Annotated in this window: 11 protein-coding genes and 1 pseudogene; 7 read left to right on the forward strand and 5 right to left on the reverse strand. The window is 75.4% G+C overall.

Annotated elements, in window-relative coordinates:
• The first annotated feature begins 20 nt into the window (after positions 1-20).
• From QQS41_RS11225 to QQS41_RS11255, 7 genes and pseudogenes are all read left to right on the forward strand, one after another.
• The gene (locus tag QQS41_RS11225) at positions 21-1,379 is read left to right on the forward strand and encodes a TrkH family potassium uptake protein (RefSeq protein WP_448852900.1); all 1,359 of its coding nucleotides are present in this window, start codon (positions 21-23) and stop codon (positions 1,377-1,379) included.
• A 61-nt stretch (positions 1,380-1,440) separates the two neighbouring features.
• Entirely contained in the window at positions 1,441-2,076 is a 636-nt protein-coding gene (locus tag QQS41_RS11230) for a potassium channel family protein (RefSeq protein ID WP_448852901.1), read from the forward strand.
• Between the two features lie 140 nt (positions 2,077-2,216).
• Positions 2,217-3,338 (forward strand): aminotransferase class I/II-fold pyridoxal phosphate-dependent enzyme, encoded by a 1,122-nt coding sequence (locus QQS41_RS11235; protein WP_448852902.1) that lies wholly within the window; start codon positions 2,217-2,219, stop codon positions 3,336-3,338.
• A 184-nt stretch (positions 3,339-3,522) separates the two neighbouring features.
• The gene (purB, locus tag QQS41_RS11240) at positions 3,523-4,950 is read left to right on the forward strand and encodes an adenylosuccinate lyase (protein ID WP_448852810.1); all 1,428 of its coding nucleotides are present in this window, start codon (positions 3,523-3,525) and stop codon (positions 4,948-4,950) included.
• 148 nt (positions 4,951-5,098) lie between these two features.
• Positions 5,099-5,644, forward strand: a pseudogene (locus QQS41_RS11245) (MFS transporter); the annotation flags it as partial.
• A gap of 79 nt (positions 5,645-5,723) precedes the next feature.
• Complete coding sequence (locus QQS41_RS11250; protein WP_448852905.1) at positions 5,724-6,257, forward strand: hypothetical protein; 534 nt, start codon at positions 5,724-5,726, stop codon at positions 6,255-6,257.
• A gap of 297 nt (positions 6,258-6,554) precedes the next feature.
• Positions 6,555-6,944, forward strand: a complete 390-nt coding sequence (locus QQS41_RS11255; protein ID WP_448852811.1) for a hypothetical protein — start codon at positions 6,555-6,557, stop codon at positions 6,942-6,944.
• A gap of 70 nt (positions 6,945-7,014) precedes the next feature.
• On the opposite strand, the gene QQS41_RS11260 is transcribed toward QQS41_RS11255, so the two are convergent.
• The 5 genes from QQS41_RS11260 to QQS41_RS11280 form a co-directional block, all read right to left on the reverse strand.
• Positions 7,015-8,019 (reverse strand): NAD(P)/FAD-dependent oxidoreductase, encoded by a 1,005-nt coding sequence (locus QQS41_RS11260; protein WP_448852812.1) that lies wholly within the window; start codon positions 8,017-8,019, stop codon positions 7,015-7,017.
• Positions 8,016-9,455: an ABC transporter ATP-binding protein gene (locus QQS41_RS11265; protein WP_448852813.1), complete on the reverse strand. Its 1,440-nt coding sequence runs from the start codon at positions 9,453-9,455 to the stop codon at positions 8,016-8,018. The genes QQS41_RS11260 and QQS41_RS11265 overlap by 4 nt, the downstream gene beginning before the upstream one ends.
• The gene (locus QQS41_RS11270; RefSeq protein ID WP_448852814.1) at positions 9,452-10,303 is read right to left on the reverse strand and encodes an ABC transporter permease; all 852 of its coding nucleotides are present in this window, start codon (positions 10,301-10,303) and stop codon (positions 9,452-9,454) included. The genes QQS41_RS11265 and QQS41_RS11270 overlap by 4 nt, the downstream gene beginning before the upstream one ends.
• Positions 10,300-11,238: an ABC transporter permease gene (locus QQS41_RS11275; RefSeq protein WP_448852815.1), complete on the reverse strand. Its 939-nt coding sequence runs from the start codon at positions 11,236-11,238 to the stop codon at positions 10,300-10,302. Before QQS41_RS11275 ends, QQS41_RS11270 begins: the two co-directional genes overlap by 4 nt.
• Before the next feature lie 129 nt (positions 11,239-11,367).
• Positions 11,368-12,900: an ABC transporter substrate-binding protein gene (locus QQS41_RS11280; RefSeq protein ID WP_448852816.1), complete on the reverse strand. Its 1,533-nt coding sequence runs from the start codon at positions 12,898-12,900 to the stop codon at positions 11,368-11,370.
• Between the last annotated feature and the right edge of the window lie 292 nt (positions 12,901-13,192).

Raw genomic sequence — 13,192 nt, forward strand, 5'->3', positions numbered from 1 at the left:
CGGTGCGCCGCCGGCCCGCGGTGCGCCTCCACCCCGCGCTGATGGTGAGCCAGGGATTCCTGACCGCCATCATCATCGGGACGATCCTGCTCATGATGCCGTTCGCGACGCCGAAGGGGCAGCCCCCGGCGAACGTGCTGGACGCCCTGTTCACGGCGACGTCGGCGACGTGCCTGACGGGCCTGGTGACCGTCGACACGCAGACGTACTGGTCGACGGGCGGGCAGGTCATCATCATGCTGCTCATCCAGCTCGGCGGCCTCGGCATCATGACCATGGCGTCGGTGCTGGCGCTCATCTTCGCGGGGCGGATGGGCATCCGCACCCGGCTGACGGCGGCGGCGGAGGGCCGCGGCGCGGACCTCGGCGAAATCCGCTGGGTAGTCCGCGCGACGCTGCTGTTCACCCTGGTCACCGAGCTCATCGTCGCCGTGTTCCTCACCGTCCGGTTCCACGTGGGCTACGGCTACGGCTGGGGCCGCGCGGCGTGGGAGGGCGCCTTCCACGCGGTGTCGGGCTTCAACAACGCGGGCTTCGCGCTGTACACGGACAACGTCATGGACTTCGTCTCGGACGCGTGGATCCTGCTGCCGCTGGCGTTCGCGCTGATGGTCGGCGGCATCGGCTTCCCGGTGCTGCTGGAGATCTTCCGGGCGTCGCGTGCCCGCGCCCGGGCGGTCGTCCGCCGCCGGCGCCACGTCGGGCACCGCTTCAGCCTGACGACGCGCTTCACGCTCATCGGCACCGGCGTGCTCGTCGCGGCGGGCTTCGTCCTGGTGGCGCTGGGCGAGTGGAACGGCGCGATGCGGGGCCTGGACGGCCCGGAGAAGGTGCTCAACGCGTTCTTCGCGGGCGTCAGCCCCCGCACGGCGGGCTTCAACGCCCTGGACTACGGGGCGTTCCACCCGTCGACGCTGCTGGGCACGGACATCCTGATGATGATCGGCGGCGGCTCGGGCGGCACGGCCGGCGGCGTGAAGGTGACGACGGCGGCGGTGCTCATCGCCGCGGTGTACGCGGAGATCCGCGGCGATTCGTCGATCAGCGTGTTCGGCCGCCGGCTGGCGCCGCGCGTGATGCGGCAGGCGCTGGCGGTGGCGACGTTCGGCCTCGTGCTGGTCGTCGGCGCGGTGACGGCGATCCTGTTCATCGCCCCGCAGTTCAGCACGGACCGGGTGGTGTTCGAGGTCGTGTCGGCGTTCGCGACGGTGGGCCTGTCGACGGGCATCACCGGCGATCTGCCGGCCGCCGCGCAGGTCATCCTCATCGTGCTCATGTTCCTCGGCCGCGTGGGGCCGCTGTCGCTGGCCTCGGGGCTGGCGGCGCGCCACCGCGACCGCATGTACGACTATCCGGAAGAGAGGCCCTTCATTGGCTAGCAGGTTCACCCGCAGGGACGCCCGTCCGGCGGGGCACGCGAAGGTCGACCGGTCGCCGGTCATCATCCTGGGGCTCGGCAGGTTCGGGCAGGCGCTGGGCGAGGAGCTCATCGCCGGCGGCGTCGAGGTGCTGGCGGTCGACGCGGACGAGAAGAAGGTGCAGGAGCTGGCCGCGGATCTGAGCCACGTCGTCATCGCGGACACGACGCAGCCGGAGGCGCTGGCGCAGATCGGCGTGAAGGACGCGACGCGCGTCGTCATCGCGATCGGCTCGGACATCGAGGCGTCGCTGCTGACGGCGTCGGCGGTGGTGGACATGGGGGTGCCGTCGGTGTGGGCGAAGGCCGACAACGCGGCGCACGCCAAGATCCTCCGCCAGATCGGCGTGCATCACGTCATCCGCCCGGAGGCCGACACAGGCCGCCGCGTGGCGCATCTGCTGGGCGGCAGCGTGCAGGACTACATCGAGTTCGACCGGGACTTCGCGGTGGCGAAGCTGGCGCCGCCGGTGTCGATCCTCGGCGAGCCGCTGGGGGAGCTGGACCTGCCGGAGACGCACGGCGTGACGGTGCTGGCGGTGCGCAGCTCGGGCGGGCGGTTCGGGCCGCCGCGGCCGGATCACCGGCTGACGGCGCGGGACATCGTGCTGGTCGGCGGGCAGACGGCGGATCTGGAGAAGTTCGGGGCGCTCGAATGACCGCGCCGGACGCGGGGTCGCCCGATGCGAGGTCGCCGGCCGAGGGTGCGGTCGCCGCGGGTGCGGCGTCCGCGGTGTCGCGTGACGACGCCCCCCGCCCCGCCCCCTCCCGCCGGTCGGCGGTGGCGCCGTTCCACGTGATGGACGTCCTCGCCGCCGCCCACGAGCGGAACCGGACCCACGGCGACGCGCTGTACCTGTGCGCCGGGCAGCCGTCGACGCCGGCGCCGCGCCGGGTGCTCGCCGCGGCGGAGGCGGGCCTGCGCTCCGGGATCCTCGGGTACACGGAGGCCGTGGGCGTGCCGGCGCTGCGGGAGGCCGTCGCAGCGCATCACCGGGAGGCGCACGGGACGGCGACGCGGGCGGACGACGTCATCGTGACGACGGGCTCCTCCGGCGGCTTCACCCTGCTGTTCCTCGCGGCGCTCGACGCCGGCGACGACGTGGTGCTGGCGCGGCCGGGCTACCCCGCCTACCGCAACGCGCTGCTGGCGCTCGGCGCGAACGTCGTGGAGGTCGACTGCGGGGCGGAGACGCGCTTCCAGCTCACCGCCGACCTGCTGGCCGGGGTGGCCCGGGAGCGGGGGAGGGCGCCGAAGGCGGTCATCGTCACCAGCCCCGACAACCCGACGGGCACCATCATCGACGCGGGCGAGCTGCGCCGCATCGCGCAGTGGTGCGAGGACAACGGCTGCCTGCTCATCAGCGACGAGATCTACCACGGCATCTCCTACGGCCGGACGTGCGCGAGCGCGCGGTCGTTCTCCGACGCGGCGGTCGTCGTCGGCAGCGTGAGCAAGTACTTCTCCATGACCGGCTGGCGCATCGGCTGGCTCATCGTGCCCGACTGGCTGAAGGACCCGCTGGACCGGCTGGCCGCCAACATGACGGTGTGCCCGCCGGCGGTGTCGCAGGTCGCGGCGGTGGAGGCGTTCCACCCGGAGTCGCTGGCGGAGCTCGACGGCCACGTCCGCCGCTACGCGGACAACCGCGCCCTGCTGCTGGAGCGGCTGCCGGAGGCGGGCCTCGGCGGCATCGCCCCGCCCGACGGCGGCTTCTACGTCTACGCCGACGTCTCCCACCTCACCGGCGACTCCCTGGCGTGGTCGCGGGAGCTGCTGGACGCCACGGGCGTCGCCGTCGCGCCGGGCGTCGACTTCGACCCCGTCGCCGGCGGCGGGTGGGTGCGACTGTGCTTCGCCGGCGCGACCGCGGACATGGCCGAGGCGTGCCGCCGCATCGCCGCGTTCACCGGAGCGTGACGGCGGCGGCCGGGTGCGGCGGCACCGGAGCGTGACGACGCCCCGCGCGCCGCGCGGGAGCCGCCCGCCCCGCACCCCGGGCGGCGGGCGCGGAGCCGGGGCGGCGGCCGTCGTCACGCACGCGATCGCGCACCGGACGCCCCCGCGCCCGCGGCGGCCCCGCGCGACGTGGGATACTCGCCCCGTGGCCACGAAGAAGATCGCAAACGTCCTGTCGTCCCGCTACGCCTCCCCGGCCCTCGTCGAGCTGTGGAGCCCGGAGCACAAGATCGTCCTCGAGCGGCGGCTGTGGATCGCGGTGCTCCGCGCCCAGGCCGCCCGCGGCATCGAGGTGCCGGAGGGCACCGTCGAGGCCTACGAGGCCGTCGTCGACCAGGTGGACCTCGACTCCATCGCCGCCCGCGAGCGCGTCACGCGCCACGACGTCAAGGCCCGGATCGAGGAGTTCTGCGCCCTCGCCGGCACGGAGCACATCCACAAGGGCATGACGTCCCGCGACCTGACGGAGAACGTCGAGCAGCTGCAGATCCTCCAGTCGCTGCAGCACGTCCGCGACCGCGCCGTCGCCGTCGCCGCCCGCGTCGCGGAGAAGGCCGCCGGCTACCGCTCCCTGGTGATGGCCGGCCGCTCCCACAACGTCGCCGCGCAGGCGACCACCCTGGGCAAGCGCTTCGCCTCCGCCGCCGACGAGATCCTGCTGGGCATCGGCCGCGTCGAGGACCTCATCGACCGCTACCCGCTGCGCGGCATCAAGGGCCCCATGGGCACCGCGCAGGACATGCTCGACCTGCTCGACGGCGACGAGGCCGCGCTCGCGTCGCTGGAGGCGGAGATCGCCGAGGGCCTCGGCTTCACCCGCGTCTTCGACTCGGTCGGCCAGGTCTACCCCCGCACCCTCGACTTCGATGCCCTGTCCGCCCTCGTGGAGCTCGGCGCCGGCCCGTCGTCCCTGGCGACGACCATCCGCCTCATGGCCGGCAACGAGACCGTCACCGAGGGCTTCAAGGAGGGCCAGGTCGGCTCCTCCGCCATGCCGCACAAGATGAACGCCCGCTCCTGCGAGCGCGTCAACGGCTTCCAGGTCCTGCTGCGCGGCTACATGACCATGCTCGCCGACCTCTCCGGCTCCCAGTGGAACGAGGGCGACGTGTCCTGCTCCGTCGTCCGCCGCGTCGCCCTGCCGGACGCGTTCTTCGCCATCGACGGCATGTTCGAGACGTTCCTCACCGTCCTCGACGAGTTCGGCGCCTTCCCCGCCATGATCGACCGCGAGCTCGAGCGCTACCTGCCGTTCCTCGCCTCCACCAAGGTGCTCATGGCGTGCGTCCGCGCCGGCGTCGGCCGCGAGGAGGCCCACGAGGCCATCAAGGAACACGCCGTCGCCACCGCCCTGGACATGCGCGAGAAGGGCGCCGAGCAGAACCTCGTCCAGCGCCTCGCCGCCGACGACCGCATCCCGCTCGACGAGGCCGGCCTCGAGGCCGCGCTCGCCGACCGCCACGCCTTCATCGGCGCCGCCGAGTCGCAGGTCGACCGCGTCGTCGCGCGCGTGGAGGAGCTCGTCGCCCGCCACCCGGAGGCCGCCGCGTACGCCCCCGGCGACATCCTGTAGGCGCGGCGCGGTGGCGGCATCCGCGGATTCGCGTGACGACGGCGACCGTGCGCGGCGCGCCCCCGATGCGCGCGGCGCGGCGGGCGTCGTCGAGCAAGGGGAGGACCGGCCGGCGCTGGCCCCCGGCGTGCCGGGCTACCGCACGACGATGGTCGGGGCGGTGGCGGCGGGCGTCGTCACGTTCACCGCGCTGTACTGCACGCAGGGGATCCTGCCGGCGCTCGGGCGCGGCTTCGGCGTCGGCGCGGACTGGACGGGCTGGACCGTCTCCGCGCTGACGCTCGGCATCGCGCTGTTCATCATCCCGGTGTCGGCCGTCAGTGAGAGGGTCGGGCGGCGGCCCGTCATCGTCGCGTCCGTCATCGGCGCGACCGCCCTGTCGGTGGCGGCGGTGTTCGCGCCGTCGTTCGCCGTGCTCCTGGCCATCCGGTTCCTGCAGGGCGCGCTGCTCGCCGGCGTCCCCGCGACGGTCGTGGCGTACATCGCCGACGAATTCGAGGCCGGCCACGTCGCCGTCGCCGCCGGCATGTACGTCGCCGGCACCGGGTTCGGCGGGCTCGTCGGCAGGCTCCTGCCCACGCTGGTCACCCACCTCGGCGACTGGCGGTGGGGCATGGGCGCCGCGGCGGCCATCCAGGTCGCCGCGCTGGCGACGTGCCTGCTGTGCCTGCCGCGGCAGCGCAGGTTCGAGCCGGCGCGCGTGACCGTCGGCACGACGCTCGCCGCCCTCGCCCGGCACCTGCGCACCCCCCGCCCTGCTGCGGCTGTACGTCATGGGCTTCGCCATCATGGGCGCCTACGTCGCGTTCTACGACATGCTCGCCTACCGGCTGCAGGGCCCGCCCCACGGCCTGACGGAGGCGCAGTACTCCGCGGTGTTCCTGGTGAACATCGCGGCGATGATCTCCAGCTGGTACGCCGGGCGCGTGGCCCGGCGGCTCGGGCGCTTCACGACGGCCATGGGCGCGATCGCCCTGGCCGCGGCGGGCTTCGCGCTGGGCGCGACGCCGTGGCTGCCCGTCATCATCGTCGGCTCGGTCGTGCTGACGTTCGGCGTCTTCGCCGCGCACTCCACGGCCAGCGGCTGGGTCGGCCCGCTCGCCGACGGCCGCAAGGCCGACGCATCCGCCCTGTACATGGGCGCGTTCTACGGCGGCAACGCGCTGGTGTCGGCGGCCATCGTCGTGGTGTTCGAGCATGTCGGCGGGGCGTGGGCGGGCGCGGCGATCGTCGTGTGCGCGGTCGTCGCCGCCGTCGCGGCGCTGGGGCTGCGGCGGGCGCCGGACCCGGGGCGCGCCCGGCGGTAGCGGGGTAGCGGGGGCGCGCCGGGCGGTAGCGGGGCCGCGGAAACGGGGAGCCATGCGCAGGTATGGGCCGGGTGAATGACGGGTTTACGGCCGGTGGGGGAGGGTAATAAATGTAGAACCTTCTCTGGGGCGGGTCCGCGAGGTACGTTTCGTTCACCCGTGAAGGTCCCCGGCGCAATGCGATGGCGCTGGTCAGGGCATGGAACGCTCGCGCGGTTGCCGCCCGGAGCGCCGGAGGGGCGTTCCGCGAGGGCCGGGGACCGGACGACCGGTTGTCAGGCGAGAGGAGAAGACCAGATGTTCCGAACCGTATCCCTTGCCGCCGTTGCGGCGGCGCTGCTGGCCGCGACGGTCCATTGCGCCCTCGCGGTGCTCGCACGCGGGACGACGTCCGTTCCCATCGGCCTCGGGGTCGCCGAGATGGTGCTCGTCCCCGTCGCGATCGTGCTGTGCTGCGCCTCCGCCGGGACGTGGGTCGTGTCGCTCTCCTCGCGCCTGCCGTCCTGGGCGGCTGTCTTCCGCGGAGCCGGAGTCGCCGGCACCGTGCTGGTGGGCATTGGACTGGTGGCCGCGTACCTCGACCTGGGAATCGCCCTGGCCTCCGCCATCGCCGGGATCGTCTGCCTGTGGATCGCGCTGGCCGTGTACCTGGCCCGTTCCGGGCGCGCCTCAGGCAAAAGGGCGTAAGCGCCGAACCTGACGGCAGTGCCCCGGCAGGAGCCGTGCAGGACCCGCCGGGGCCCTCGGCCCGCCCCGGCTACTCGGCCGGGGCCGCCGGGGACTCGCCCGGCCAGCCGGCGCCGAGGGACGCCCCGAACAGCGCGCCCTCGATCCACACGGCCGCCCGCTGGCCGTCGCCCGAGCCCGTGGCGATGAAGCCCGCCGGCGCCGGCAGCCCCCGCAGCTGCGAGCAGTCGCCCGCCGCGAAGACGCCCGGCACGCTCGTCGCCTGCGTCGGATCGACGAGCACCGTCGCCCAGTCGTCGTTCATCTCGCACCCGAGCTGCGCCGCCAGGCCCGTCGACTGCGTCGCATCGGGCCGGTGGAAGAGGCGGGCGCGGGGGACGCGGGTGCCGTCGTCAAGCTCCACGATGATCTCCGGCTCCGCACCGGAGACCCGGGCCACCGGGGAGTCCTCCACGCGGACGCCGCCGGCGTCGAGCATGCCGCGCATCGCGTCGTCGAGGGCGATGTCGCCGGTGAACAGCACCACGTCGTCCGAGAAGCGATCCGCCAGGTAGCGCGCCAGCACCGCGTCCTGAGCGCGGGCCGCTACGACGCCGATGGGCTGCTCCGCCGACTCGAAGCCGTGGCAGTAGCCGCAGTGGTAGACGCCGCGGCCCCACAGATCCGCGAGCCCCGGGGCGCCCGTGACCTGGTCCGCCTGGCCGACGGCGAGGAGCACCAGCGCCGCGGTGACCTCCCGGCCCGACACGACGGCGGTGAAGCGGCCCGCCCGGCCGGCGATGGACTCGACGACGCCGCGGCGGAACTCGACGCCGGGGTAGGAGGAGGCCTCCGCGCGCCCGATGCGCAGGATCTCCGCCGGGTCGGCGCCGTCGCGGGTCAGCAGCATGTGCGACTCGCCGGCGTCGCGGTTGCGGGGCGCGCCCGCGTCGACGACGAGCACCCGGCGCATCTGCCGGCCCAGCACCGTCGCCGCCGTCAGGCCCGCGGGGCCGGCGCCGACGACGAGGACGTCGACGTCGGGGGCGGCGTCGGGGGCGGTGGAGCCGGTGGTCGTCGTGGTCGCGTCGGTCATGGCGTCTCCTCCATCGGGGTCGGGGCGGATTCGGTGGTTGCGGTGTGCGCGGTGCGCGCGGCGGGTGAATCGGCTGCGTCGGGCGCGGACGGCCCCGCCGCCCCATCCTCCCCGCCGACCCGCACCCGCGCCCCGGCCACGCCGAGGGCGACCGGGTCGTGGCTGGACAGCGCGACGGCGGCGCCGTCCTCCGCCGCCCGCACGAGGGCGCGCAGGACGAGCGCGCGGCTGGCGGGGTCGAGGGCGGAGGTCGGCTCGTCGCACAGCAGCACGTCGGGGCGGCGCAGCAGCGCGAGCGCGACGGCGATGCGCTGGCGCTGGCCGCCGGAGAGGTCGTCGGGTTTGGCGCGGCCGAGCTCGGCGGCGGACGGCAGTCCGAGGTCCGCCAGCACCGCGTCGACGTCGGCGGGGGAGGCGCCGGTGCGGCGCAGGGTCGTCGTCACGCGCAGCGCGGGGTTGAGCGCGAGGTCGGCCTCCTGCGCGACCCACGCGACGGCGCGGGCGGCGTCGCGGCCGCGGTTGGCGAGGTCGGGCGCCTGCGGTTCGCCGTGGAGCGTGACGACGCCCGCGTCCGGGCGGTGCAGCCCGAGCAGCGCGCGCAGGACGGTGGTCTTGCCGGAGCCGGACGGCCCCTCGATGGCGGTGACGGTGCCGGGGCGCAGGTCGAGGTCGAGGCCGTCGGCGAGGACGCGGCCGCCGCGGGAGACGACGAGCCCGCGCGCGGCGAGCACCGGGTCGCCGCCGCCGGCGGGCGCGCCGGGCACGGCGGGCGCGTCGCCGGGGCCGGCGCCGAGCCGGGTGGTCGTCTCCGTCAGGGAGTCCGCGACGACCGGGTCGTGCGTGACGACGATCGCCGTGGCGCCCGCGGCGTCGATGGCCTCCGCCACGGCGGCGATGACATCCGAGCGGGCGGCGGCGTCGATGCCGGCGGTCGGCTCGTCGACGATGAGGAGCTCGGGGTCCCCGGCGATCGCGGCGGCGAGGCCGACACGGCGGCGCTGCCCGCCGGAGAGCTCGCCGGGCAGGCGGTCGAGGATGCCGGGTTCGGCGTCGAGGCGGAAGCCTGCCAGCAGCGCCAGCAGGTCCGCGTCGGCGGCGCGGGGGCGGCGGGCGCGCAGGATGGCGCGGACGGTGCGGTGCGGCGGCAGGGCGCCGCCGGGGTCCTGGTCGGAGTAGGCGCAGCGCCGGCGCAGCGTCCGCAGCGCCCGGCCGCGCAGGCGCAGCGGGTCGGCGCCGTCGACGCGGATGGCGCCGCCGGTGACGCGCAGGCCGGGCGGGACGTCGCCGAGCAGGGCGCGGGCCAGGGTGGACTTGCCGCAGCCGGAGGGGCCGCACAGGGCGACGCGGCCGCCGGCGGGGACGGAGAGATCGACGGCGTCGAGGATCGGCCCGCGGGGGCCGTCGATGCGCAGCCCGGTGACGTCGACGGCGATCATCGGCGGCCTCCCAGCAGGGCGTCGGCGAGCAGCGCCGGAGGGGCGGCCAGCAGGGTGACGGCCAGGCACGGGGCCGCCGCGGCCCACGGGTTGAGCTTCAACCCCTCCATCCCGGACTGGGCCATGGCCGGCCAGGTGACGTCGCCGCCGCCGGTAGATGCGCCGAGGAACGCGGCGGTGGCGGTGACGAAGACGAGGGCGACGTAGCGCAGCCCCAGGTCGGCGGCGATGGGCCGGCGCAGGGCCGGCAGGACGTCGAAGAGGAGGATGCGCCACGTCGGCTCGCCGGCGACGCGGGCCGACTCCACGAACCCGGAGTCCAGCACCGGGCGCGCCGCGGCCGCCAGGTAGCGCGAGGACAGGGGAGCGGCGATGAGCACCGACACCGCCAGCAGCGGCACGACCCCGCCGGGCGCGGCGGTGACGGCGGCGAGGACGAGGATCATGCCGGGGACGACGAGCACCGCGTCGGCGCCGAGCCGCAGCACCCGGCCGAGGCCGGGCCGCAGCTCCGCGGCGAGCGCGATGACCAGGCCGAGGCCGGTGGCCAGCATGGCCGCGATGGCCGGCGGGATGACGAGCGACGCGTTGCCGGACAGCAGGCGAGCCAGCACGTCGCGGCCCAGGCGGTCGCCGCCGAGGGCGTGGGCCGCGGAGGGCTCGTCGAACGGGCGGGTCAGCGGCTCGCCGGGGTCGGGCAGGCCCAGCAGCCCGGCGATGAGCGGCCCGGCCAGCGCCACCGCCAGCGCCAGGCCCCAGACGACGGCGAGGACGATGACGCCGAGGCGGGGACGGCGGCGGGTGCGGCGCGGGGCCCGCGAGGCGGCGGATGGCGCTGCGGCGGTCATCGGGCGGCCTCCTTCCGGGCCTCCCCGCCGACGAGGTCCGCGACGAGGAACGCCGCGGCCGTCACTCCCGCGAGCACCAGCGTGATGGACGCGACGGCGTCGGCCTCGCGGCCGGCGATGAGGGAGGCGAGGAACGCGCCGGCGCCGGGGTAGCCCGTGACGTTCTCCACGACGACGGTGCCGGCGATGGCGTAGGGCACGACGCCCGCCGACGCCTGGGCCAGCGGCCCGCGGGCGACGGGGGCGACGTGGCGCAGCAGCACGCCGAGCGGGTGCTCGCCGGCCAGGCGGGCGGCGCGGACGTGGGGGCGGGCGGCGGCGTCGGCGACGGCGCCGCGGACCATGCGCTGCAGCCATGCCGCGCCGGGCAGGACGACGGCGATGACGGGGATGACCAGGGCCTCCGGCCGGTCGAAGGGGGAGGCGCCCGGCGGCAGGATGGAGACGGCGGGCAGCCACCGCAGGACCCCGGCGAGCACGACGACGAGCAGCGTCGTCAGCGCGAAGTCGGGCACGGACAGCGTCGCCTGCGCGCCGCCGGAAATGGCGGCGTCGCGGCGGGAGCCGGCGCGCATGCCCGCGGCGGCGCCGGTGGCCCAGCCGAGCAGCAGGATGAGCGGCAGCGTGAGGCTCAGCAGGGCCAGGGAGTTGCGGGCGGGCCCGGCGACGGCCTCCCAGGTGGGGGTGCCGGCGGCGAGGAGACGCCCGCCGTCGCCCGTCGCGATGCCCGCGGCCCAGTCCGCCCACCGGACGGCGAAGGGCCGGTCGAGGCCCATCTCGGCGCGAAGCCGCGCGACGGTCGCCGGGTCGCCGGTTTGGGAGGCGAGCACGGCGGGGTCGCCGGGCAGCAGGGACATCACGGCCCACGTCACGGCGCCGGCGACGGCGGTGACGCAGGCCGCGCGGAGGATGCGGGGCAGCGGGCCTGGTGTCATGCGGTGGATGCGGGGTCGGCGGTGGTGGACGGGGCCGGGGACGGGGCGGGGGACGGCGCCGGGACGGCGGACGGGGCGGCCGCGCGTGCGGCCGCCCCGTCAGGCCGGGTCAGGCGGGACGGTCCCGGGTCAGGCCTTGTACGGCACCGGGACCTGCTGGGAGATCAGGATGTCGGGCACGCCCTGGGTGCGGCCGTGGATCTCGTTGGCGAAGGCCCAGATGAGGTCGCCGCCGTCCTCGTGGACGACGCGGGCGAGGTCGCCGAGCATCTCCTCGCGCTTGGTCGCGTCGGTCTCGGCGGCGGCCTCGGCGAGCTTCGCGTCCCACTTCGCGTCGGCGCCGAAGCCGGAGTTGTTCATCATGCCGCCGGTGCCGGTGGTGAACGGCAGGCCGGTGACCAGCGGGCGGTTGAGCAGGAACATCGCGAAGAACGGCAGCTTCTGCAGCGCCGCCATGTCGGCGAAGTAGGTGGAGGGGTCGCGCTTGTCGACGGTGACCTTCACGCCGGCCTCCTCCAGCTGGCGGGCGGCGAGGTCGGCGCCGCCGTTCATGCCGGGGGAGAACTCGGCGGTGACGAGGGTCAGCTCGGTGACGCCCTTGTCCTTGAAGATCTTCTTCGCCTCCTCGACGTCGCGCTTCGCGGGCGTGATGTCGGAGGGAAAGCCGGGGAAGCCGTGGCCGAGGACGTCGACGCCCGGGGTGCCCTCGCCGTCGAGGACCTGGTCGACCATCGCCTGGCGGTCGAGGGCGATCTTGGCGGCGCGGCGGACCTCCGGGTCGTCGAAGGGGGCGACGCGGGTGTTGAGGACGAAGGCGAGGCCCTTGGAGTCCCACTCGCCGGGGACCCAGGCCTCGGCGTCGGTGCCCTCGAGGGTGCGCACGGCGGTGGACGGGAGGTCGAGGGCCAGGTCGACGGCGCCGGACTCGACGGCGCGGATGCGGGCGTCGGGGTCGGCCATGGCCTGGATCTCCAGGGTCGTCGACACGCGACGGTCGGCCGGGAAGTGCTCGTTCGCCGGCAGGGTCCAGCCCTGGGAGGAGTCGCCCTCGGCGGCGACGTACGGGCCGGAGCCGAGGCCTGCATCGAGGTCGCCGCCCTTGAAGACGAGGCTGCTCATGCCGAGGACGGAGGGCACGAAGTCGGCGCGGGGGCGGGTCAGGCGGAACACGACGGAGGTCTCGTCGGCGGTGGAGCCGTCGATGTCGATGTCGGCGAGCTCCATGCCCTTCATCGGCAGCTCCTTGCTGGAGGCGAAGGACTTCAGGACGTCGTCGCCGGTGACGGGGGAGCCGTCGGAGAACTTCGCGTCGTCGCGCAGGGCGACGGTCCACTCGGTGGCGTCGTCGTTCGACTCGGCGGACTTGGCGAGCATCATGACCGGGCCCTCGGGGCCGGTGACGACGAGGGACTCGAAGATGGCGTAGATGCCGGTCCACGTGGCGACGGAGGCCGCCTTGCCCGGGTTGAAGGTCTCGCCGGGGGCGCCGATGGCGGCGATGCGCAGGACGTCGCGGCCGCCGTCACCCGAGCCGGAGCCGGAGCCGGACCCGGCGGCGTCGTCGGAGCCGCCCGAGCAGGCGACGAGGGCGGGGGCGGCCGCGGCGGCGGTGGCGGAGGCGGCGAGGAGCCGGAGGAATCCCCGGCGGGTGGTGAAGGACAATGTCGTGCTCCATCGTGTCGGGAGGGGCCGGTCCGCGGTGCGCGGAGCGGCGGGTGGACGGCGCCGCGGCGTCGGCGGCGGAGGCGCCGCCGTGGCCCCGGCGGAGGCGCCGCGGTACCGCGGCGAACGCGGTTCAATCTATCGTGATAGGAAAAGTAAGGTCAACCTAAGACGTATGCGCCGTCGCTTATGCGAAGGTGCTGGTGGCGCGGCTCATGGAACGGCCCGCCCGGTCCGCCGCGCAGCCCACGGACGCACCGTCCGCCCGCACTCCCGCCCACCCAGGAAAGGA

The organism is Corynebacterium sp. 335C (assembly GCF_053525695.1).

Bases quoted from the DNA above. Each gene is read 5' to 3' on its own strand.
- QQS41_RS11255 (WP_448852811.1), top strand. From the start codon at position 6,555: ATGTTCCGAACCGTATCCCTTGCCGCCGTTGCGGCGGCGCTGCTGGCC.
- QQS41_RS11260 (WP_448852812.1), bottom strand. From the start codon at position 8,019: ATGACCGACGCGACCACGACGACCACCGGCTCCACCGCCCCCGACGCC.
- QQS41_RS11270 (WP_448852814.1), bottom strand. From the start codon at position 10,303: ATGACCGCCGCAGCGCCATCCGCCGCCTCGCGGGCCCCGCGCCGCACC.
- QQS41_RS11235 (WP_448852902.1), top strand. From the start codon at position 2,217: ATGGACGTCCTCGCCGCCGCCCACGAGCGGAACCGGACCCACGGCGAC.
- QQS41_RS11250 (WP_448852905.1), top strand. From the start codon at position 5,724: ATGGGCTTCGCCATCATGGGCGCCTACGTCGCGTTCTACGACATGCTC.
- QQS41_RS11275 (WP_448852815.1), bottom strand. From the start codon at position 11,238: ATGACACCAGGCCCGCTGCCCCGCATCCTCCGCGCGGCCTGCGTCACC.
- QQS41_RS11265 (WP_448852813.1), bottom strand. From the start codon at position 9,455: ATGATCGCCGTCGACGTCACCGGGCTGCGCATCGACGGCCCCCGCGGG.